Source organism: Pedobacter sp. SG908 (genome assembly GCF_011759615.1).
In the GTDB taxonomy this organism is placed as follows: domain Bacteria; phylum Bacteroidota; class Bacteroidia; order Sphingobacteriales; family Sphingobacteriaceae; genus Pedobacter; species Pedobacter riviphilus.
In genome coordinates, this window is sequence record NZ_JAAOYY010000002.1 from 853,421 (window position 1) to 873,487 (window position 20,067).

Sequence of the window (20,067 nt, forward strand, 5' to 3'; positions counted from 1 at the left end):
TTTTTAACCGAGATGGACAAAATAAATTAGTTGTCAAAAAAATATTTTGTTAGGCAACCTTTCGTAATTTCTTGCCGTAATATATTTTGAAAGGAGAGTTTGTGACCGCTAATCGCGACAGAGAAGATATTGTTATACAAAAGTATATTCAAGGCTGCATTAGAAATGAAAGAGATAGTCAAAAAGCACTATACCAACATTTCTATAGCTTTGCTATGGGTATTTGTTTGCGTTATGCAAACGATCGGTTGGATGCTGCGGGAATACTGAACGATGGCTTTTTTAAAGCTTTTAAGAATATTAATAAATATGAACCTACCAAAGCTTTTTTGCCCTGGCTTGGACGTATAATAACCAATACAGCTATCGACTATTATCGCGCTAATCTAAAATTTACTGATCAGGTAGATATCTTGGATCATGAAAATATTGCGCAGGTAAGCTCTGTGTATGATAAATTAGCTTACCACGATTTATTGGCATTGGTGCAAAAGTTGAGCGCGGGCTACCGTACCGTTTTTAATCTATTTGCTATTGATGGATATACGCATGAAGAAATTGCCGAAATGCTCGGTATATCGGTTGGTACATCAAAATCGAACCTGTTTAAAGCAAGGCAAAAGTTACAGGAAATGTTAAAAGCTACAGAGTCGAAAACTTACCAGGTAAGGAATTCGGGTGTAGACAGGAACCTTTTAGAGGTAAGGTTAAACACAAATATGCAATGAAAGAGGGAAAAGATATAGATAAATTATTTAAGGATGGATTGGAAAATCCTGATCTTCCTTTTAATGATTTAGATTGGGATAATCTGGAGGAGAGATTGCATCCAAAACCAAAAAGGAGGATAGTGCCGCTAATTTGGTTAACTGCTGTGGCTGCAGTAGCCGCAATGTTACTGGTGGTATTTTTATTGGCTAAACCATCAAATAACGAAAACGAAGTGAAGGCCGTAATCAAAAAAGATCAAAGAAAGCAAAACAGTAATAAAACGGAAAATAATACAGATAACTTAACCGAAATACCTCCTAAACAAAATGATTCAACAGGAAACGGGGATTTAAGCCCATTGGTTTTAAATGCAAAAGCTACAACCGATACAAATAAACAAGAGCACGCAATTGGGGATGTTAATAAAACTACTCAAAAAGTAGCTGGCACAACCGATGTTAATGCCAATATATTGGCCAATGTGCGCTACAAACCTGAGTTAAACTCAAAAACAGATCTTGTAGCATTTAAAGATCAAGATTTAACAACCACTATTGCGGTAGGAAAACCTGAACAAATTAAAGCATTGGTTTTGAGGAAAAAATCGCGCGTTGTACTGAGTATTTTGGCTGCGCCTGATTTAACAAGTGTACAAAAATCAGGTAAAAGCAGTTTAAGTGGCGGTTTTGGTGTAGAAGCTACTCTTTTTTTAACAAAGAAATTAAGTGTTACTACTGGGGCAGTTTATGCTAAGAAAATTTATGATTCAGATTTTAGCCAATACAAGCCCAACAGCAATTACGTTTTTAAGGTAAACCCCGCAAATATTCATGCCAATTGCGATGTAATCGATATTCCGATCAATGTGAACTATAAGGTTTTTGACGGTCGTAGAAATGCTATTTCCATAAGTACAGGCCTATCCAGTTATTTAATGTTAAAAGAGAAATACAGCTATTCTTATAATGGCGTTTATCAAGGTCCTCAAAGCTATGAAGTCAGAAACCAGAACCAGCATTATTTAGGTATAGCCAATGTTGGTGTAGAGTTTCAGCACAAAATAAATAATAATTTAAGTATCAGCGCTAAACCTTTTATGAAAATTCCATTAACCGATATAGGTTATGGAAACTCTAGGCTGTCATCAACAGGTGTGGCCGTTTCGGTAAATATGAATTTATTTGGCAAAAAGAATTAGTTAAGATTAAAATAATACGTCTTGAATTTCTGGTGTTTTATCGAAAACACTTTTTGCAAACGGACAAAGGGGGAGGATTTTTATCTTGTTTTCTCTGGCATAATTTACAGTGGCCATCACTAATTTTTTTCCTACACCTTTGCCGGCAAAATCTTGATTTACTTCAGTATGATCAATAATGAATTTACCAGGGCCAGCCCAAACATATGCCAAAACGCCTGCTTGTAAGCCATTATCTAGGGCTTCGAACTGTCCTTTCTTTTCACCGTTAATCTGTTGTATTTCCATTATGGCTTATTTCTTAATATAAGGATTTTGATCTGGCAATGGCACAAAATCGGTTTCCCCGGGAACGGGTTTAAAACTTTGTTCCAGCCACTTAATTTTGGCTTTTTCAATTAATTCCCTATCTGATGCAACAAAGTTCCAGTAAATAAAACGTTCTTCAGGAAAGGGTTCGCCGCCAAAAATGTAAACGGTAGTATTTTCGTGCATAGTAAATTCGCAGAGTTTGGCATCGTTGGCAATTAAAATATGGCGGGGTTCGAAAATATGCCCATCACTCTCAATAGCTCCTTCTAAAATATACAGTGCACTTTCTCCGAAGAGAGAACTGCCGATATTTACCTTTTGGCGATCGGTACTTTTTAACTCTAAAAAATACAGCGGACTATAAACAGGTACCGGCGATTTAAGGCCAAAAGCTTCTCCTGCAATTAATTTAAAATTAACACCATCCTGGGTCCAGTTTGGAATGTCTGCCTCTTCTACATGGCAAAACTCAGGTTCCATTTGTTCCAAATCTTTAGGTAAAGCCACCCAGATCTGTAGGCCATGGAGCATTTTATCGGTATGGCGAAGGTATTCAGGAGTTCTTTCTGAATGTACAATGCCACTGCCCGAGGTCATCCAGTTTACCTGCCCCGGTTTAATTACAATATCCGAGCCTAAACTATCTTTATGCGTAATCTCACCCTCGAACAAAAAAGTAAGCGTAGATAAACCGATATGTGGATGGGGTGGAACATCGAGGTTTTCATGATCACTCATTGCGGCAGGCCCCATATGGTCAATAAAAGAAAAAGGGCCAACCATTCGTTTCTCTCTGAAAGGCAGCAACCGGCCAACCATAAAATTACCAATATTTGCTGGTCTTTCTTCGATAATAAGTTTAATGTTCGACATGGGATAATCAATTTTAATGAGGTGAATTTAAGGAAAATTATCGTCAATGGCAGATTGTTTAGTAATATCTGGTGCCATGAAAAAAAGGCTTAGTTTGTTTTGGAAAGCAATAACAGAGGCTTTTAGGTTGTTGTAGTCCCGCTCCCGCTTCTGCCAATTTGAAGAAAATCGGCATCTCGCTTTGATCGGGTTTAGGTGGCAACGGCATTGCTACTGTCAGAAGTGAACTAAAAACCGACAGCGTTATCCTGATTTTTTCTATCAGGATTAAGCAAAGGGCGGGACTGGCGCAACCGAAGAACCACAGGCATTGCTTTTCAAATTATCAAGAAAATTTCCGTGCCCTCTGTGCTTCCGTGGCAGAAAAATTTCTAAATTCATTATGTTAACAGCTGACGGTGCAGGTAGATCTCTCCATTTCACTGCGTTTCATCCGATAGCTGTCGGATCGAGATGACGATGCCTCCTTATCAAAAAAGCATCCCTTTCGAGATGCCTTTCTAAACTTAAAAAGAAAAATGAGGGAAATTATACCAATTGCATTAAAGCTTCTTTGCTAAAGCCTTTTAATTCTTCTGTACGGTTGTTTTTAATTTTCTCTACCCAGTTCGGGTCTGCTAAAAGCGGACGGCCAACTGCTACTAAATCGAAGTCGCCGCGGTCCATTCTGCGTACCAGTTCATCTAGCGAGCTAGGTTGTGAACTCTGGCCTGCGAAAGCACCAAAGAAATCGCCATCTAAACCAACAGAACCCACTGAGATTGTAGCTTTTCCAGTTACTTTTTTGGCCCAACCTGCAAAATTTAAGTCAGAACCTTCAAATTCAGGCTCCCAGAAACGGCGTTGCGAACAATGAAAAATATCAATTCCGGCTTCGGCCAATGGCGTTAACCACTGTTCCATTTCCTGCTCGTTTTTAGCTAATTTGAAATCGTAAGCAGCAGGTTTAAATTGTGATAAGCGGATAATTAAGGCGAAATCTTCTCCAACCCTTTTACGCACTTCTTTAATTACTTCAACGGCGAAACGGGTACGCTCTGCCAGCGTTTTACCGCCATAAATATCTGTACGGTTATTGGTAGCATCCCAGAAAAACTGATCAATCAGGTATTGATGTGCACCATGTATTTCAACAGTGTCGAAACCCAGGGCTTTAGCGTCTGCGGCAGCTTGGCCAAAAGCAGCTATGGTATCAGCAATGGCGGCATCTGTCATTGGTACTCCGTTTTCAAACCCCGGACTATTAAAAGATGAGGGGCCTTCAAATGGTGCACTGGGTAACCAACCAGAAGCATGATTTGCATGAATACCCTGGTGCCAGATTTGCGGTCCCATTTGTCCACCAGCCTGGTGTACACTTTTAATTACGTTTTCCCAGCCTGCCAGAGCTTCTGCACCGTAAAAATGCGGAATGTTGGGATCTGCAGAAGAAGATGGACGATTAATTACCGTTCCTTCTGATAAAATTAAGCCCACTTCTCCAGCTGCTCTTCTTGCGTAATACGCTGCAACCTCGGCCGTTGGTACACCACCAGGAGAAAAAGAACGCGTCATAGGCGCCATTACTATTCTATTTTTGACATTTAATGTTTTAAGGCTAAAAGGCCTGAATAAACTATCTGTGTTCATATGTTTCTAAATTATAATTCGGTATTGATGATTTCGCTTAATTTTTCTAAGCCTTCTTTATTGCGTTTGTAATAAGTCCATTGGCCCAGGCGTGTGGAACTGATTAAATCAGCACGCTGTAAAATAGACAGGTATTCGGAAATGGTACTTTGTGATAAGCCACTTTTAAGTTGAATCTGTCCAACGCAAACACCTACATTTTCAAAATCGGGATTTGGCTGTTCCGGAAAATGTAGCTCAGGTGCTTTTAACCAACTTAAAATCTGCAAACGTGTTTTGTTCGAAAGGGCTTTGAATATTTCTACTTGATCCATAGCACAAATATATATCGACTTTTCCCGATATGCCAATTAAAAGAATAAAGTTTACAATTGGATGTAAAACTGGGGGGTGGTAAAATGAATTGTGTTACGTGCTGAAAGATTATTTGTTGCATACTATAACTGATTTTAGAGAACGGTCGTCATTCCCGCGTAGGCGGGAATCTTGATGCAGCATACAAACCCTCCCGAGGTATTACGATTATCTTCGATGAGCACTTCGTGGTTCCCAATCAAGTTGGGAATGGCGTATCGCTGTGATTGGTCGCTGGATTTTTTGATAAAGACCTCTTGGAATAAGAATTGGAGATCAGTGTTTTCTCTGTTCCTGTGGCTGGTAATTAGGAAAAAAGACAAACGGTAAAATAGTCGAAAAAACAGCTAAAAAAGAACGGGGATAAATCATACCGACCTATCCCCGTCATCTAAATTAACGCTCTCATATATATAAACAACCAAAAAGGTGATTTATTATATTTGATGTAAAATATTTTTTTATTTTTTTTCTGCCGATTTTTTTGCCGCTGTTTTTGCTTTCTTTTCAGCTACTGGAGTCTCTTCGATTGCTTTCGCTGTTTTTTTTGCGGGCGCCTTGACTTTTTTAACTTCTACAGCCGGTTCTTCAATTGCTTCAGCTTTCTTTTTAGCAGGTGTTTTTGCTTTTTTAACCTCAGCAGGCACTTTTTCTGCTACAGCTTCTTTCTTCTTGGCTGGAGCCTTCGCTTTTTTAACTTCGGTAACTGGTGCTTCAACCACAGGTTCTTCTTTAACCTCTACTGCTTTCGGAGCATGGTCTTGCTGTAGATAGTTTGAGAGGATCTGTCGTAAATATACCTCTGGTTTCGGCATATTGATGATGGTTCCAGGTTCTTTATCCTGAGATTGTTTAATGTAAGCCGATTTAATTTTGCCCCAATCTTTAGAGTAAAGTCTGATAAACATCTCTACAAATTGTTCATCTGTATATTTTTTAGGCAACCTACCCAGCACTGCCTGAATTTTTTCTTCTTTTTTATGTAATACCGCCATCGATTTTATTTTGTACAAAGATAGCCGAATTTTATCATTATCAGTTTTTTGCTGTTTTAGGCAAAATGGATAGTGTGAGAGATTGAATTTGGCGCTTAAAGAGAAGCTGTTATTTCTGCGGCAACCGGTTCGGTTCTTCTATTTTTAACCAGCCGTTCGCGGTGTTTTAATCCCCAATCCCTTAGTTCATCAATTACTCTTTCAAGCGATTCGCTGTAGGGGGTAAGCTCGTAAGTTATGGTAACCGGAGTGGTAGAAAAAACCTTGCGCACTAAAAATTCATTTAATTCCAGATCCTTAAGCTCTTTCGATAATATTTTGGGCGTAATTTCTCCAAGCGATTTTTGGATCTCATTAAAGCGCTGTGGCCCTTCTTGCAGGGAAAGAATCAAAGGGAGCTTCCACTTGCCATTTAACACATAGAGTGCGTCTTTTACCGCATTTAAACTTGCGGTACAGGTTTCTTTATTACGGTCTTCTTTTCTTGGTCCCATAATACAAAGGTATAAGCTTTCGTAAAGGATACTACTATCTTTTTGGATACTAGTATCTTTTAGATAGTAAAACTGCCTGAGTTTGACCGTCGTATAACAAATGGTTACTTTTTTTATCCTTTCTACATTTTTTATAGGCTTTTTTACTGATTGTTAATTTCTTCTTGGAACTCGATTTTTTAATAACAGCAGATTGTATTTAAAAGTTCTGATCAACCAATTGAGCTTTTTAACAAAGTAAATTGAGCCCTAAAGCAAAACTTTGCCTAGATTATCGACCTACCTTTGATTCATAAAATATAGAAAAAATGAAAAAAGTATGGTTTATAACAGGTAGTTCCCGTGGATTAGGACGTGACCTAACAGCACAGGTATTGGCAAAAGGCGACTTCGTTGCAGCAACAGCAAGAAATACAGCAGCTTTAAAAGATCTTGTAGAAAAATACCCTGATCAGATTTTTCCGATCACTTTAGATGTTACCGATTACGATCAGGTGTATTTGGCGGTAGAATCGGCTGTAGCCCATTTTGGTAAAATAGATGTTTTGGTTAACAATGCTGGTTTTGGTATTGTTGGTGCAGCAGAAGCTTTTACTGAAGAACAGGTGCGCAGTCAGTTGGAAACAAATTTATATGCACCGATTGAAATTACGAGAGCTGTATTGCCATTTATGCGCAAGCAACGTTCGGGCAGAATCCTTCAAATCAGCTCGATAGGCGGGCGGGTAGGGAATGCCGGGGTAAGTATTTACCAGGCTGCAAAGTTTGGGTTGAGCGGCTTTAGTGAATCCCTTGCAAAAGAGGTAGTGGATTTAGGGATTTATGTAACCTGTGTAGAACCTGGTGGTTTTCGTACCGATTGGGCTGGTGCCTCAATGTCGTATGCACCTCATGTTGAAGGGTATGAATCTACTGTAAAAAAACGCTCAGATTTTTTCCAAAGTGGTAACTTTATACCGATGGGCGATCCGCAGAAAGCAGCGAAAGCCATGTTGGCACTGGTAGAGAACCCTGAACCACCGGTACATTTGGTATTTGGAAGTGAAGCCATTGGAATGCTTAAACACGCCGATGCTGCCAGAACTGCCGAAATGGAGAAATGGATGAACGTTAGTTTATCAACAGATCATGATGAAGCTGAGAATTTCTTAGCTACTGATTTGGGAAAATCTTTTACAAAGAGATAATTGGTTGTATCGTCATTCCCAACTTGATTGGGAATCTTAATGCCATTACCAAGGCTTATTTGCATTAAGATCCCCGTCTGCACGGGGATGACGATGTCTCGCTATAAATCCATAAATTTGATTAAGATGTCAAATCAAGAGAAACGTCCCCAGATCCTGTATTCCTGCTATGCCCAAAAAAGCAGCGAGGGCGAACAGTTTATTGCTAACCACTCTGTGGGGTTGGTTATTGCGGGTACTTCTGAGATTTTTATCGGTGGAGAAAAATTTGTTTTTTCTGATGGCGATTTTCGTTTTTTCAGGCGGAATCAATTGGCCCGGTATACCAAATACCCACCAGCAGGAGGAGAGTTTAAGTCGATTAGCATTAACATTGATCAGGATATTCTGCATAGCATCAGTAACGAATATGATTTGCATATGCAAAAGCCGAACCACGATATTAAAGGTCTGGCGTTAGAAGCCAATGGCCTTTTGAAGAATTATATCGATTCGATATGGCCATATTTAGATGGAAATAACGAGTTTAATCAGGTTTTGATCGATTTAAAAGTTAAAGAAGCGGTAATGATTTTATTGCAGACCAACCCAATATTAAAAGATGTGCTTTTCGATTTTTCAGAACCTGGAAAAATTGATCTGGAAGCCTATATGAATGCAAATTATAAATTCAACGTAGATATTAACCGTTTTGCTTATTTAACGGGCAGGAGTTTAGCGACTTTTAAAAGGGATTTTGAGAAGATTTTTAACCTTTCGCCCAACCGTTGGCTACAGAAAAAGCGCTTGAATGATGCCTATTATCTCCTAACCGAAAAAGGCTGGAAATCATCAGATGTATACCTCGAAGTTGGTTTTAAAGACCTGTCACATTTCTCTTTCGCCTTTAAAAAAGCTTATGGCATGGCGCCGTCAAGGGTAAGTGTTTAATTTATACCGCTTTCAAAATATAAAAGCCCCGTATGAGCAGGGCTTTTATATTTTTAATTGTCATTAAACCTTTTTTGGAGGAAGGTCGAAAGCTATTGCTTCATGCTCAAAGTGGCCATTATGTGCACCATCGCAAAAAGGCTTGTTTTTTGATAAACCACAACGGCAGATCGAAAGTACTTCTCTACCCTGTAAGCCATAAGCATTTCCATTTCTATCTACAATTTCGAAATCGCCCTCAATTTTAACAGAGCCGTTATTGTTAATGGTAAGTTTTGTTTTAGACATGTATGTGTTAGTTTAGTGCAAAACTAAAGCATTGAAATGGTAATTTCTGAACGGTTTTCTATTTAGAAACATTCTCTTCTTGGTCTAAGCCTCTTTTTTAATGACGTAGGCAATCATATCAGTCCTGATCTCGAAACCCAATTTATGATAAAGTTTAATGGCACCCTCATTATCATTTCTAACGTGTAAAAACGGTATTTCGGAACGGAGCAGTATCCGTTTAATCTGTTCTTGTAAAATCTTAAAGGCATAACCTTTGCCTAAATGATCGGGATGCGTGCAAACGGCACTTACTTCGCGATAAGGGCTGGGATAGAACCGGTGCCCGGCCATAGCAGCCAATTTCCCATCAGCAAATATGCCTGTGTAATTACTGAGTTCTATGGTTTTGGCCAGAAAAGGCCCTGGTTTAGTCAGCTCTACCAAGTCGATCATTTCTGTAACATGTTCCAGATCAAGGTCTGTTATTCCCGTTGCATCTGCGGTTGGTACTTCCTTGCCACGAAAAATAAATTGAAACATATCGATATGGGTTAGCAACTTCCACTGTGCAGGTATTTCGACAGGTGTTTTTGAGAAAAATACGAAAAGGCTTTCTGCTGGGCTGACCTGATAAAGGGTGTTTAAATTCTCCTTCGAATTATCTTTTAAACCTGCAAATGCGGTGATATCTTCGATATAATATTTTACCTCATCAAGGCCTTTTGCAATATGGCTATGTCCGGATGTTAAGGCATAATAAATAGGATTATCCAATACGTGTTCCATTCGGCAAAGATATTAAATGCTAAATCAGGAGGAGGTAATTTTATCTAATGGAGTTAAGTCTTAACTTATAATTTCTTAGAAATTTCAGTCTCTGTGGGAACTAAATCTTTCATAAACAAATAATCGTCTTCGGAAAGGCTGAGGTCTTTCGCGATTTTCGAAATTAGACTATATATCTTATTGTCAATTTCTATATTATACTCATACAATTGTGTTATAACTGTGTCGTAACATAGGCCATACTCATGGTTAATTAAAAAATCATTTGCATTCTCTAGATCACGCTGAGGTAAACCCAGTATTTTAGCCCCCTCAATTAATGATGCTAATTTCTTTTTCATATACCTATAGTTAATTTTTATGCAGAGTAGCTTAAGGCATTAATTATTTAAAAAAGTTTCCACCAGATGCGCCGTAATCTCAATCGTTTTGTTGCTTACATCCGGATTTAGGTTTTCGCCGATCATAGCACCGTGCACACCAGGCAAAATAACCAGTTGTGCATTGGCAATCAATCTCGACATTTTAACCACGTGTTCGGGCTTGATGACATCCTTGTCTGCCACCATTAAAAGTGTATCGGAGGTAATGTCCCTCAGGTCATCATCGCTGAGATCGATAAAATCGAGCATGCGCTGTTTGTCCTTTTCGAACATTGTATGCAGTGCATTTTGATCTGGATTTACGGCTAAAAAAGCTGCTTTAAGTGGCTCGGGCATATGATCTATAGTTGCATCTCCAAAGCCATTATAAAAACCATCAATTAAGCCTTCGCGTTGATAATTGGCCGAAATGACGATGATTTTATTCACCACCACCGGATGGTGCGCTGCAATATGCAAGGTTGTTGTTCCGCCGTTGCTGAAACCCAGGAAATTGGCTTTTGTTATTTTTAACTGATTTAATAAAGTGCTTACATCCTTTGCATCCTGCTCAAAAGATTCTGCCTGGTCACGGTCGCTGGTACGTCCATGTGCCTGAAGCTCGACAGCTATGACCCGGCCAGATTTTGCCAAAAGCGGAATAAGTTTCCCGAATGTGGACTGGATGGTTGAGCCGCCACCATGTATCAATACCAGCGGAATTTCTCCCTCGCCGTAAATTTCATAGTACATTTTAATACCATTTACGTTTTCATATCCTGCCTTTTTATATGCTTCCATCAGTTTTGGTTTAAAATTTTTGCTATACAAATCTAAATAAGCTATCGGAGAATAAAGTGTTGATAACAGACAAATTTAGGGTGGTTTGAGCCATTTGAAATATTACTTTCTAAGTTTTTTTACTTTTTTGGTGTAAGCTTCTAAAAATTGATCAATGCCAGTTGCTGCATATCCCAGTAACCTGGAGTTTTCGCCCAGCTCGGAAGAAACTATCGTTGTTTTTTCTCTAATCTGGGTCATACAATAAGTGTTTATTGCCTGTTGCATGGGTAATGTGATGTATTGTTTGGCACCTGCAATTTTGCCGCTTAAAATAATTAGTTCGGGATTAAATAGTTGGATCAGGACGGCTATTCCTTTGCCCATATAAGTACCAACATTAGAGAGTAGCTGAATGGCATATTGATCACCTTTATTTGCTGCTTGAATAATCAAAGCGGGTTCAATTCTTTTGAGTTCTTCGTTAGAAAGCTTATTAAGCATCGAGTTTTTGCCCGATAAAATGCCTTCTTTTGCCATTTCCGATAGGGCATTCCCTGATGCTATGGTTTCGAGGCAGCCGTGTTTTCCGCAGTAACAGAGCGCGCCATTCTCCACAAAAGGTATATGGCCCAATTCGCCAGAGAAACCACTGGTGCCTTGCCTTAGTTTTCCGTCCATTATAATGCCTAAGCCCACGCCCCAATCCATTAACAATACCAGTACGTTCTTTTTACCCTTTGCTATTCCGTGGGTAAATTCTGCCATTGATGACCCATTCACATCATTTTGGATTACTACAGGCATATTTAGCATTTTTTCAAATGCAGCGCTTAAAGGGATATTTTCGCCATCGCTTAGGAAATAACTATAATTTTCTCCTTTTTCTGCATCAATTAAGCCAGGCATGCCAATACTGCAGCCAATAAACTCCTTACCCCTAATACCTGCCGATTTTAAGATATCCTGAAGGTGTGTATGTAGGATATTGAAGAAATCAGTCCTGCTTTTTGATATAGGCACCGAAATAGTTTTAACATCCAATACAAAATTATAGTTGTTATCAATAACGGCTATTTTAGTATGAAATAATTCAATGTCGATACAGAGAATCAGGATCTTTTTATCTTTTAAACGATAAAGATCGGGTTTCCGCCCACCAATAGATAAACCATATCCCTTCTTTTCTATCCAGCCTTCATCAATCAGGCCAAGCAGAAGCTTCAGAATACTCGGCGTACTCATTTCCATGATCTCACATAAAGTAGACACTGACGATGGACCTAAATTAAAAAGATACTTAATGAGCCTGTGCTTTTGGATTGATTGCTTTTCGCTGTTATGCGGAGTTAGTTTATTTAATAGGTTAAGATTCATATTGTTAATTGCACTATTTCGATAAATATAAATAACTTCTATTAAAAATTTATTAAAGTTTTTTTGATACGTAAAGAAATCAACGATGTTTTGTCTTTATAATAATTTCTTATTAACATTAACCTTATAATTTTAATCTAACCAGATCGATAAAACCTATGCTCCAGCATCCTAATGCTTTTGGAACCAAACTATCATGTAAGTTTTTACAACACCAGTAAACAAATGAAAACTAAAGAAGAACCACAAAATGAACAAAACACCAGACGCGATTTTATCAAAAAATCAGCAATTGGCCTGGCAGCATTTACCATTGTCCCAAGGTATGTATTGGGCGGACAAGGGTATCTTGCCCCGAGCGATAAATTAACTAAGGCTGTAATAGGCGTTGGGGGGATGGGTAGAGGCCATTTTGGCTACGAGGGCACCCAGGTGGTAGCCATATGTGACGTTGATCAGAACCATCTTAAACAAGCTGCGGTAATGTTGGATAAAGGTGTAAAAACATTTAGTGATTATAGAGAACTGATACAATTACCTGAAGTAGATATTGTACACATTGCTACCCCACCACACTGGCATGGTATAATGGCTGTAGATGCTGCAAATGCAGGAAAAGATATTTGGTGCGAAAAACCAATGACCCATACCATAGGCGAAGGAAAAAGAGTAGTAGAGGCAGTAAAGCAGCATGGTAGAATGTTTAGGTTAAATACCTGGTTTAGGTTTAAAGATACTTTTTACGGAATGGGCACAACTGTAAAACCGATTAAAAAATTGGTAGATAGCGGTATGTTAGGCTGGCCTTTAAAAGTAACCGTAAGTAAACATACTGGCTACGATTGGAAATTTTACTGGGTGGGCAAAGATCATTTAGAGCCCCAGCCTATACCACCAGAATTAGATTACAATGCCTGGTTAGGCCCAGCACCATATAAACCCTACAATGCACACCGTGTACACCAAACTTTTAGAGGTTATTGGGATTATGACGGTGGTGGGTTAAGTGATATGGGACAACATTATATCGACCCGATTCAATACTTTTTAGGTAAGGATGATACCAACCCCATTTCTGTAGAGGTTGATGCGCCGCAACAACATACCGATGCGGTAGGCATTTGGCGCAGGATTACCTATACCTACGCCGATGGCTGCCAGATTATTTTAGACGGTGAAGGTAAAGATGCCAATGTACCTTACATAGAAGGGCCTAAAGGTAAATTGTATCCGGGTTTTAAATCTGATATTCCCGATCTGGAGCGTAAATTGGCACAATTCCCTGATCCTGATCCGGAGATCGTAGAATTTTCAGAATCGGTAAGGACGAGGAAGAAATTCGCTTTAAATGAAGAGAACGGACACCGCTCATGCAACATTGTAAATATTGGTTTGGCTGCCCTTAGATTGGGAAGATCGTTAAAATTCGACCCGGTTAAGCAAGAATTCGTAGATGATGAGGCTGCTAACAGATTAATTAATCCCGTAATGCGCGCACCATTTTCTATTTAAAACATCCCAAAATACAAACCATCATGAACAAAAAAATATTATTGGTGCTGTTAACCATGGTAATGCTTTCCAATGCATTACTTACGGTAACAGCCCTGGCTCAAGATAAAAAAGACGAGCGAACCACTGCCACCCGTATTGCCGATTTATTGGCACAATTGCCAGCCAGAGATGCAGCGCAGTTAGAACGCAACATGAAAGAAGTTGCCGATTTAGGAGAAGATGGATATGTAACCCTAATTAGTGGTTTAACAGCTGCTGAAAAAGGAAACAACGCCCTTATTGAGTATGCAGTAGGTGGCTTTACTGCTTATGCGACCAAAACTGGTCAACAGAACTTAAAGAATATGGCTATTGGTGCTTATTGTAAATCCCTGGCCAAACTATCGGATAAACAGAACAAAGCATTTATCATCAGTCAGTTCGATTTGGTAGGAAATGATGCTGCGGTACCTTGTTTAACAGATTACCTTACTGATGAGCAATTGGCTGACGAGGCATCGAGGGCACTGGCCAAAATTGGTACTGCTTCTGCTACAAATGCATTGGTTAGTGGTTTGAGTAAAACAAATGGCAAAGCAAAAATTGCTATTGTAGAAGCATTGGGGCATACTAATGCCAAAGCTGCAGCAATTGCTATTGCGCCCTTAACTACTGGAACAGACAAAGCATTAACCAAAGCTAGTTTGTATGCCTTAGCCAATATTGGCGATGCATCTGCAAAAGAAATTCTGGTAAAAGCTGCTGAACAAGTCGGTTATAAATACGACCAAACCAATGCGGTTGCAGCTTTATTGGTTTACGCACAGAAAAACGTAGCAACAGATAAAACCGGAGTAGAAACAATAGCGAAAACAATATTAGAAAAAGCAACAGCTGATGACCAGGTAAACGAGCGTACTGCTGCTTTAAAATTGCTTTCGGCAACACAGACCGATCAACAGGCCTTGCTAGCTGCAATGACCGATAAGCAGTTCGAATTTCGTGCAGCTGCGGTTAAGTTCGCTGCTGATGGCATAAATGAAAGCAACAGTGCAGCTTGGGTAAGCCAGTTAAAGAAGGTTGATGCCCCAACTCAGGTTTCTATTTTAGACATGCTGGGCAATAGCAAAGCAAAATCTGCATTGCCAGCCGTACTCAAACTGATTAAAAGCGACGATAAGCAGGTAAAACTGGCTGCAATTAATGCCGCTGTAAAACTTGGACAGGAAGAGGTTATAGACGACCTGTTGAAGTTAATGGGCAAAGGAGATACAGCAGATATTGCGGGTATTTCTAATGGTATTTTAAGAATAAAAGGAGAAAGTGTAGCCACCAAAGTTGGCGCTTATCTTCCAAAAGCTAAACCAGAAGTACAGGTTGCCTTGATTAATATTTTAGCTGCCCGTGCAGCAACAAGTCAAACGGAAGTTATTTATGCCGCATTAAACAGTAAAAAACCTGAAGTGAGAAAAGCAGCGTTCCTTTCCTTACAACATGTTGCCGCAGCAGAAAATAAAGCACAATTATTCGACCTTTTAAATAAAACCACCGATGCCGGCGAACTTACTGCTATACAAGACGCCATTATTGCTTCAGTAAAGGGATCAGCTGATAAAGAAGCACAAACCAATGCTATTCTTCAGCAAATGAGCAGTACCCCGGCTGATAAGAAATTGCTGTTTTATAAGGTGCTGGGCAGTTTAGGTGGCCAGCAATCGTTAAAATCTGTGTCAGAAGCGTATGCTACAGGCGATGACGCCACTAAAAAAGCTGCAATTGAAGCACTTTCTTCATGGTCGGATGTGGGCTCAACAGATGCATTGATCACTATTGCACGTACAACCACCAATCCAGACTTTTTGAATCAGGCGATTGTGGGTTATTTAACTTTAGTCAGAAATACAAAGTATCCGGCCGAGCAACGTTTACTATTGTTGCGCAATGCAATGGCAGTGGCTAAAACACCGGTTCAACAGCAGCAGATCCTTAAAGATACCGAACAGGCCAAATGTTTTAATGCGATTGTATTTGCTGGGCAGTATTTAGATAATGCTACTTTACAACAGGCTGCGGCAAACGCGGTGATGAATATTACCATGACCGGAACTTACAATGGCGATATTGTAAAAGGCTTGTTGAACAAAACCATTGCCGTAATTACCGGAGGGGATGCAGGTTACCAGAAAGAAGGTATGCGTAAATATATTTCTGAAATGAAAGCTGGCGAAGGCTTTGTTCAGGTTTTTAACGGTAAAGATTTATCTGGCTGGAAAGGGCTTGTGGCCGATCCGATCAAAAGATCGAAAATGGATGAAAAAACCTTAGCCGAAGCGCAAACCAAAGCTGATGCCGAAGCAAAGGAAAGCTGGAAAGTGATTAATGGCGAACTACAGTTTCAAGGTCATGGCAATAACCTGGCTACCGTTAAAAAATATGGCGATTTTGAAATGTTGGTAGACTGGAAAATCATCGACGATAAAAAAGGAGAAGGCGACGCCGGTATTTACTTGCGCGGTACACCACAGGTACAGATCTGGGATCTTGCCCGTACAAAAGTTGGTGCTCAGGTAGGTTCTGGTGGTTTGTACAACAATCAAACGAACGAAAGTAAACCGCTTAAAGTAGCCGATAACAAGTTAGATGAGTGGAATACATTTAGGATCTTAATGAAAGGCGATCGTGTTACCGTTTATCTGAACGGACAATTGGTGACCGATAATGTGATTTTGGAAAATTATTGGGACAGAAGTTTGCCGATCTTCGCAGAAGAGCAGATCGAATTGCAGGCACATGGATCGCCGGTAGCTTACCGTGATATCTACATCAAAGAAATTCCTCGCCCAAAACCTTTTGAGCTAAGTGCAGAAGAGAAAAAAGAAGGTTATAAAGTATTGTTCGATGGAACCAATATGCACAGCTGGACAGGTAATACCACTGATTACGTTATCGAAGACGGGAACATCGCCATCCGGCCAAAACCAGGCAAAGGATCAGGCGGTAACTTATTTACCAAAGAAGAATTTAGTGATTTTATTTATCGTTTCGAATTTCAGTTAACCCCTGGAGCAAACAATGGTTTAGGAATCAGAGCTCCTTTAGAGGGCGATGCTGCTTATGTTGGTATGGAACTGCAGATATTGGACAACGATGCACCGATTTATAAAGATCTGAAAGCGTACCAGTACCATGGTTCGGTTTATGGCACTATCGCTGCCAAAAGAGGGTTTTTAAAGCCTACAGGAGAGTGGAACTACGAAGAAGTAATTGCCAAAGGATCGAAGATTAAAGTCATCTTAAACGGCACCGTAATTTTAGATGGCGATATCGAACCATTTAAGAAAAATGGAACGCCAGACCATAAGGAACACCCAGGTTTATTACGTGAAAGTGGACATATAGGCTTCTTAGGCCATGGTTCTCCTGTTCAGTTCCGCAACATCAGGATTAAAGATTTGAGCAAGAAAGAGCCGGCTCAAAAGGAAACTAATACAAAAGCTGCAGGTAAAAAGAAATAAGTTAAATTTAGCATTATAACAAGTTAATGATGATAGAAGATAAGGCAAATTCGAAAACCGAAAATTCGAGAAGAAACTTTATTAAAACCACAGCACTTGCTGCTGCCGGATTTATGATCGTACCCCGCCATGTATTGGGTGGGCCAGGTTTTCTGGCACCAAGCGATCGTTTACAATTGGCCGGAATAGGTGCAGGTGGAAAAGGAGAAAGCGATATTGCCAGTATTGTTAAGGGAGGTAAAACTGATGTTGCGTTTTTATGCGATGTAGATGATAGAAGGGCTGCAACTTCTTTAAAAAACTTTCCAAAGGCAAAATATTACAAAGACTACCGTGAATTATTAGATAAAGAAGGCAAAAATATTGATGCCGTAACGGTATCTACCCCCGATCATACCCACGCACAAATTGCCATGGCAGCCATGCAATTGGGAAAACATGTGTATGTGCAAAAACCTTTAACGCACGATATTTATGAAGCCAGGATGTTAACCGAAGCTGCGAATCGCTATAAAGTGGTTACGCAGATGGGTAATCAGGGTGCTTCGGGCGATGGGGTAAGAAGACTTCAGGAATGGTATGATGCAGGCAGAATAGGTAAAGTACATACCGTTTACTGCTGGACCAACCGACCGGTATGGCCACAGGGAATTTCGTGGCCAACCGGAAAAGCCGAAATACCAAAAGAACTCGATTGGGATTTGTGGCTAGGTAGCGCTCCATACAAAGAATATGTAAATAAACTGGTTCCCTTTAATTGGAGGGGGTGGTGGGATTACGGCACCGGTGCCATTGGCGATATGGGTTGTCACCTAGTTGAGCCTCCTTTTAGGGTGTTAGGTCTGGATACCCCAATCAGTGTAGAATGCAGTGTAGGCAGTGTATATGTTGATGAATTTAAACGTGCCTATTTACCAGAAAGCTGTCCGCCATCAAGCCATGTAATTTTAACCTTTGCCAAAACAGCAAAAACCAAACATGAGGTTCAGGTGCATTGGATGGACGGAGGCATTAAGCCAGAACGTCCGGAAGAGTTGGGAGCTAATGAAAGTTTCGGCGATAATGGTGTGCTTTTTATCGGCACAAAAGGCAAAATGATCTGTGAAACCTATGGCAAAAATCCAAAGTTATTGCCACTGTCGCGCAACGAATCAGATAGAACGAAAATCACTATTCCGCGTATAGTTAATCAGGAAGAAGGCCATTATACTCAATTTGCAGAAGCCGCCATTGCCGGTTATGGAAAAATAGAACTGAGTTCGCCATTTGAAATTGCCGGGCCACTTACCGAAACTTTATTGATTGCCAATCTGGCTATTAGAGGTACGGATGTGCAGCGCAGAGATGCTGCAGGTAAAATCAGTTACCCAGGCAGAGATATCAAAATGCTTTGGGATAAAGTGAATATGAAGGTGACTAATTTTGACGAAGTAAATCAATTTGTGAAACGCGAATACCGTAAAGGCTGGACATTGGGCGTTTAAGATTTAGTATGTTGACAGAAAATAAGAATTTAAAGGTATTAGTAGTAGGCTGTGGCAATATGGGCGCTTCGCATGCCACAGCTTATCACACCTTACCAGGTTTTGAAATCTGCGGATTGGTTTCTACCGGTAAAAGCAAAGAAAAACTTAACGAAAAATTGAGTGGGCAATATGACTTATATACTGATTTTTACGAGGCACTCGAAATAACCAAACCAGATGCCGTTTGCATTTCTACTTATCCAGATACACACGAAGCTTATGCCATAAAATCTTTCGAAAGTGGTTGTCATGTGTTTATCGAAAAGCCATTGGCCGATAGTGTAGAAGGTGCAATAAAGGTGGCAGAAGCAGCTAAAAAAGCGAATAAAAAATTATTGGTGGGTTATATCCTACGCTATCATCCCTCATGGGAGAAATTTACAGCATTTGCCCAGGAAATGGGAAAGCCCTTAGTGATGCGCATGAACCTGAATCAACAGAGTCATGGCCCTAAATGGACGGTGCACCGTAACCTGATGAAAAGTTTAAGTCCCATTGTCGATTGTGCTGTGCATTATATTGATGTTATGTGCCAAATGACCCGTTCAAAACCTGTACAAGTAAGTGCCATTGGTGCAAGGCTTACTGATGATATCCCGGAGTGGAATTACAACTACGGACAGCTGCAGATCCGTTTCGAAGATGGATCCGTAGGTTGGTACGAAGCGGGTTGGGGCCCGATGGTAAGCGATAATGCCTTTTTTATTAAAGATGTTTTTGGTCCGAAAGGATCAGTATCTATCATGGCAAAAAAAGCTGGCGCAGCCGGAAACTCTGATAACATCGATGCGCACACCAAAACCGAATCGATTAAAATACATTATGCCGATTTAGATGCTCATGATGAATTCAGCAAAGCCGATAAATGGGTAGACCTTACCGATGAACCCGATCACCAGGAACTGTGCAACCGCGAGCAACGTTATTTCTTAAAAGCCATTACAGAAGATATCGATTTAACCGATGCCACTGAAGATGCTGTAAACAGTTTGAGGATTGCTTTTGCCTGCGATGAATCGGTAAAAACCGGTGAAATGATCCGGTTAACGTAGTCTTTCTCGTCATTTCTGTTTCCCCGATCGTCCTGCTGAACTTGTTTCAGCATCTTGCGCGATAATGATACAAAACTGCTTTCACGTTCTGTTTTGTCTGTATGATAACCTAAGGTGTGAAATATTATAATACAGGTTAAATCGAACTTTTAGGTAGGACATTTCTCACTTATTTTTAATCTAAATTGCTTTGATTCAGATTTGTTTTTTTTCTATAATTAC

General features: G+C 39.9%; 19 protein-coding genes. 8 read left to right on the forward strand and 11 right to left on the reverse strand.

Features of this window, described 5'->3' with window-relative positions; translation table 11 throughout:
- Nucleotides 1–86 precede the first annotated feature (86 nt).
- Nucleotides 87–728, forward strand: coding sequence for a sigma-70 family RNA polymerase sigma factor (locus FHT21_RS18630; RefSeq protein ID WP_208398984.1), 642 nt, complete (start codon nt 87–89; stop codon nt 726–728).
- Nucleotides 725–1,909, forward strand: a complete 1,185-nt coding sequence (locus tag FHT21_RS18635; RefSeq protein ID WP_167296239.1) for a hypothetical protein — start codon at nt 725–727, stop codon at nt 1,907–1,909. The genes FHT21_RS18630 and FHT21_RS18635 overlap by 4 nt, the downstream gene beginning before the upstream one ends.
- 6 nt (nt 1,910–1,915) lie before the next feature.
- Here the strand turns inward: FHT21_RS18635 and FHT21_RS18640 are convergent, their stop codons facing one another.
- The 6 genes from FHT21_RS18640 to FHT21_RS18665 form a co-directional block, all read right to left on the reverse strand.
- Nucleotides 1,916–2,197: a GNAT family N-acetyltransferase gene (locus tag FHT21_RS18640; RefSeq protein ID WP_167296240.1), complete on the reverse strand. Its 282-nt coding sequence runs from the start codon at nt 2,195–2,197 to the stop codon at nt 1,916–1,918.
- A gap of 6 nt (nt 2,198–2,203) precedes the next feature.
- On the reverse strand, nt 2,204–3,094 hold the full coding sequence (locus tag FHT21_RS18645; protein ID WP_167296241.1) for a pirin family protein: 891 nt from the start codon (nt 3,092–3,094) through the stop codon (nt 2,204–2,206).
- 528 nt (nt 3,095–3,622) lie between these two features.
- The gene (locus tag FHT21_RS18650; RefSeq protein WP_167296242.1) at nt 3,623–4,723 is read right to left on the reverse strand and encodes an NADH:flavin oxidoreductase; all 1,101 of its coding nucleotides are present in this window, start codon (nt 4,721–4,723) and stop codon (nt 3,623–3,625) included.
- Nucleotides 4,724–4,734: 11 nt separating this feature from the next.
- Nucleotides 4,735–5,037, reverse strand: a complete 303-nt coding sequence (locus tag FHT21_RS18655) for a metalloregulator ArsR/SmtB family transcription factor (RefSeq protein ID WP_167296243.1) — start codon at nt 5,035–5,037, stop codon at nt 4,735–4,737.
- Between the two features lie 501 nt (nt 5,038–5,538).
- Nucleotides 5,539–6,072, reverse strand: coding sequence for a hypothetical protein (locus FHT21_RS24880; RefSeq protein WP_208398985.1), 534 nt, complete (start codon nt 6,070–6,072; stop codon nt 5,539–5,541).
- Between the two features lie 95 nt (nt 6,073–6,167).
- On the reverse strand, nt 6,168–6,566 hold the full coding sequence (locus tag FHT21_RS18665; RefSeq protein WP_167296244.1) for a helix-turn-helix domain-containing protein: 399 nt from the start codon (nt 6,564–6,566) through the stop codon (nt 6,168–6,170).
- A 308-nt stretch (nt 6,567–6,874) separates the two neighbouring features.
- On the opposite strand from FHT21_RS18665, the gene FHT21_RS18670 reads away from it, so the two are divergent.
- Both FHT21_RS18670 and FHT21_RS18675 read left to right on the forward strand, forming a co-directional pair.
- A complete protein-coding gene (locus FHT21_RS18670) occupies nt 6,875–7,753 on the forward strand; it encodes an oxidoreductase (RefSeq protein ID WP_167296245.1) in 879 nt (292 codons plus the stop codon).
- Nucleotides 7,754–7,879: 126 nt separating this feature from the next.
- Entirely contained in the window at nt 7,880–8,683 is an 804-nt protein-coding gene (locus FHT21_RS18675; protein ID WP_167296246.1) for an AraC family transcriptional regulator, read from the forward strand.
- A gap of 63 nt (nt 8,684–8,746) precedes the next feature.
- On the opposite strand, the gene FHT21_RS18680 is transcribed toward FHT21_RS18675, so the two are convergent.
- From FHT21_RS18680 to FHT21_RS18700, 5 genes are all read right to left on the reverse strand, one after another.
- Nucleotides 8,747–8,971, reverse strand: coding sequence for a CDGSH iron-sulfur domain-containing protein (locus FHT21_RS18680; protein ID WP_167296247.1), 225 nt, complete (start codon nt 8,969–8,971; stop codon nt 8,747–8,749).
- A gap of 84 nt (nt 8,972–9,055) precedes the next feature.
- On the reverse strand, nt 9,056–9,739 hold the full coding sequence (locus tag FHT21_RS18685; protein WP_167296248.1) for a GNAT family N-acetyltransferase: 684 nt from the start codon (nt 9,737–9,739) through the stop codon (nt 9,056–9,058).
- A gap of 65 nt (nt 9,740–9,804) precedes the next feature.
- A complete protein-coding gene (locus FHT21_RS18690) occupies nt 9,805–10,080 on the reverse strand; it encodes a MafI family immunity protein (RefSeq protein ID WP_167296249.1) in 276 nt (91 codons plus the stop codon).
- A gap of 39 nt (nt 10,081–10,119) precedes the next feature.
- Nucleotides 10,120–10,902 (reverse strand): alpha/beta hydrolase, encoded by a 783-nt coding sequence (locus FHT21_RS18695; RefSeq protein ID WP_167296250.1) that lies wholly within the window; start codon nt 10,900–10,902, stop codon nt 10,120–10,122.
- Nucleotides 10,903–11,004: 102 nt separating this feature from the next.
- On the reverse strand, nt 11,005–12,258 hold the full coding sequence (locus tag FHT21_RS18700) for an ROK family protein (RefSeq protein WP_167296251.1): 1,254 nt from the start codon (nt 12,256–12,258) through the stop codon (nt 11,005–11,007).
- 225 nt (nt 12,259–12,483) lie between these two features.
- On the opposite strand from FHT21_RS18700, the gene FHT21_RS18705 reads away from it, so the two are divergent.
- Genes FHT21_RS18705 through FHT21_RS18720 form a run of 4 tightly spaced genes read left to right on the forward strand, consistent with a single transcriptional unit; the run spans nt 12,484 to nt 19,845 of the window.
- A complete protein-coding gene (locus tag FHT21_RS18705) occupies nt 12,484–13,770 on the forward strand; it encodes a Gfo/Idh/MocA family oxidoreductase (protein ID WP_167296252.1) in 1,287 nt (428 codons plus the stop codon).
- Between the two features lie 23 nt (nt 13,771–13,793).
- Complete coding sequence (locus FHT21_RS18710) at nt 13,794–17,267, forward strand: family 16 glycoside hydrolase (protein WP_167296253.1); 3,474 nt, start codon at nt 13,794–13,796, stop codon at nt 17,265–17,267.
- A gap of 26 nt (nt 17,268–17,293) precedes the next feature.
- The gene (locus FHT21_RS18715; protein ID WP_243854046.1) at nt 17,294–18,751 is read left to right on the forward strand and encodes a Gfo/Idh/MocA family oxidoreductase; all 1,458 of its coding nucleotides are present in this window, start codon (nt 17,294–17,296) and stop codon (nt 18,749–18,751) included.
- An 8-nt stretch (nt 18,752–18,759) separates the two neighbouring features.
- Entirely contained in the window at nt 18,760–19,845 is a 1,086-nt protein-coding gene (locus tag FHT21_RS18720; RefSeq protein ID WP_167296254.1) for a Gfo/Idh/MocA family oxidoreductase, read from the forward strand.
- The last annotated feature ends 222 nt before the right edge of the window (nt 19,846–20,067 follow it).

Coding starts and splice junctions, on each gene's coding strand:
- FHT21_RS18685 (WP_167296248.1), bottom strand. CDS start 9,739: ATGGAACACGTATTGGATAATCCTATTTATTATGCCTTAACATCCGGA.
- FHT21_RS18680 (WP_167296247.1), bottom strand. CDS start 8,971: ATGTCTAAAACAAAACTTACCATTAACAATAACGGCTCTGTTAAAATT.
- FHT21_RS18695 (WP_167296250.1), bottom strand. CDS start 10,902: ATGGAAGCATATAAAAAGGCAGGATATGAAAACGTAAATGGTATTAAA.
- FHT21_RS18705 (WP_167296252.1), top strand. CDS start 12,484: ATGAAAACTAAAGAAGAACCACAAAATGAACAAAACACCAGACGCGAT.
- FHT21_RS18635 (WP_167296239.1), top strand. CDS start 725: ATGAAAGAGGGAAAAGATATAGATAAATTATTTAAGGATGGATTGGAA.
- FHT21_RS18700 (WP_167296251.1), bottom strand. CDS start 12,258: ATGAATCTTAACCTATTAAATAAACTAACTCCGCATAACAGCGAAAAG.
- FHT21_RS18640 (WP_167296240.1), bottom strand. CDS start 2,197: ATGGAAATACAACAGATTAACGGTGAAAAGAAAGGACAGTTCGAAGCC.
- FHT21_RS18665 (WP_167296244.1), bottom strand. CDS start 6,566: ATGGGACCAAGAAAAGAAGACCGTAATAAAGAAACCTGTACCGCAAGT.
- FHT21_RS18670 (WP_167296245.1), top strand. CDS start 6,875: ATGAAAAAAGTATGGTTTATAACAGGTAGTTCCCGTGGATTAGGACGT.
- FHT21_RS18655 (WP_167296243.1), bottom strand. CDS start 5,037: ATGGATCAAGTAGAAATATTCAAAGCCCTTTCGAACAAAACACGTTTG.
- FHT21_RS18720 (WP_167296254.1), top strand. CDS start 18,760: ATGTTGACAGAAAATAAGAATTTAAAGGTATTAGTAGTAGGCTGTGGC.
- FHT21_RS18690 (WP_167296249.1), bottom strand. CDS start 10,080: ATGAAAAAGAAATTAGCATCATTAATTGAGGGGGCTAAAATACTGGGT.
- FHT21_RS18650 (WP_167296242.1), bottom strand. CDS start 4,723: ATGAACACAGATAGTTTATTCAGGCCTTTTAGCCTTAAAACATTAAAT.
- FHT21_RS18645 (WP_167296241.1), bottom strand. CDS start 3,094: ATGTCGAACATTAAACTTATTATCGAAGAAAGACCAGCAAATATTGGT.
- FHT21_RS18710 (WP_167296253.1), top strand. CDS start 13,794: ATGAACAAAAAAATATTATTGGTGCTGTTAACCATGGTAATGCTTTCC.
- FHT21_RS18675 (WP_167296246.1), top strand. CDS start 7,880: ATGTCAAATCAAGAGAAACGTCCCCAGATCCTGTATTCCTGCTATGCC.
- FHT21_RS18715 (WP_243854046.1), top strand. CDS start 17,294: ATGATGATAGAAGATAAGGCAAATTCGAAAACCGAAAATTCGAGAAGA.
- FHT21_RS24880 (WP_208398985.1), bottom strand. CDS start 6,072: ATGGCGGTATTACATAAAAAAGAAGAAAAAATTCAGGCAGTGCTGGGT.